This is a genomic window from Psychrobacter sp. APC 3281 (genome assembly GCF_030407815.1).
In the GTDB taxonomy this organism is placed as follows: Bacteria; Pseudomonadota; Gammaproteobacteria; order Pseudomonadales; family Moraxellaceae; genus Psychrobacter.
In genome coordinates this window covers 1-1,277 of the sequence record NZ_JASDCS010000022.1, presented here as the reverse complement: position 1 = coordinate 1,277, position 1,277 = coordinate 1, and the positions used below count along the sequence as shown (strand labels likewise).

Below are 1,277 nucleotides of genomic sequence, written 5' to 3'. Positions count from 1 at the left end.
TGACCCCTGCCGTCAATCCCGTAGAATTAAACTTGGGAGATTTTAGTTACGCAGCTTGACGATAATAATCAAACCACACCTGTCTTGGCGATTGATAGCCCAAACCCTTTTGAATCCTCGTCTGATTGTAGTACAGCTCGATATAACTGATAATATCATTGATGGCTGTGAACCTTGTTTTATAGTCTTGATGATATACCAACTCATTCTTTAATACGCCCCAGAAGCTTTCTATCGGAGCGTTATCGAAACAGTTGCCTTTGCCGCTCATTGAGCCTATGAATTGATGCTGCTTAATGGTCTTGTGGTAGGCGTGACTGCAATACTGGCTGCCTCTATCAGAATGTACAATTAGCCCCTTGCTTGGGCGTTTATTCTTAATTGCCATGTTAAGCGCACGACATACTAAATCTGCGGTCATGCGCTTGTTAATAGCGTAGCCGACAAGCTCTTTAGTGTATAAGTCTTTGACTCCAGCTAAGTACAGCCAACCTTCGTTTGTCCAGATATAAGTAATATCGCTGACCCAAGACTCATTGGGACGCTTGGCGTCAAACTGCTGATTCAGCACGTTGTCATAGACCAGTTTATTGTGATTGGAATCAGTAGTGACTTTAAAGCGCTTATGACGACGGCACTTGATGCCGTGTTCCTCTTTAATACTTCTAACCATGTAGGGACTGATGTCATGGCCTTGATCACTTAGACGCGCATGTAGACGATCTACACCATAACGCTCATATGTTTCAGTATGAGCGGCTTTGACTAGTAGCTCGCAGTGATTACGATGTATCTGCTGATCACTAATGTCACGACTTGACCAGTCATAGTAACTTGATGATTTAACCTTTAATACACGGCACATAGTTGTGATGCTAAATATCTGCTGATTGTCTTTGATAAAAGCGTACTTTACTAGCTGTGCTTGGCGAAGTACGCCGTCGCCTTTTTTAATATCTCGCGCTCCTCCTCAGCAACTTTAAGCTGGCGCTTTAGCCGTTTTACTTCTTCAAGGGCGCTCATAAGATCAGGATCGTATTGCTCAGTGCCCACAAGCTTGCCCTGATTGGCTTTATTCTGCCAGTTAGATAAGGTTTGCATGGCGATCCCGAGCTGCTTTGCAGTAGCTGAAATATTGCCATTATTATCCGCTATCTTCTTGACAGCTTCTGCTTTAAATTCTGTGCTGTAAGTTCTAACTTTCTTGGTCATGGTAAACTCCTCGTTGAGTCGTTAGTTTACCAAGTTTACTTGTACGGTTTCTTCAGCATAGCTCA

1 protein-coding gene is annotated in these 1,277 nt (G+C 43.2%); it reads right to left on the bottom strand.

Annotated features, from left to right (window positions below):
• Positions 1 to 46 precede the first annotated feature (46 nt).
• A protein-coding gene (locus QL886_RS12970; RefSeq protein WP_101204884.1) for an IS3 family transposase occupies positions 47 to 1,212 on the bottom strand; the annotation gives its coding sequence in 2 pieces (ribosomal slippage) (positions 47 to 954 and positions 954 to 1,212; 1,167 coding nt in all).
• Between the last annotated feature and the right edge of the window lie 65 nt (positions 1,213 to 1,277).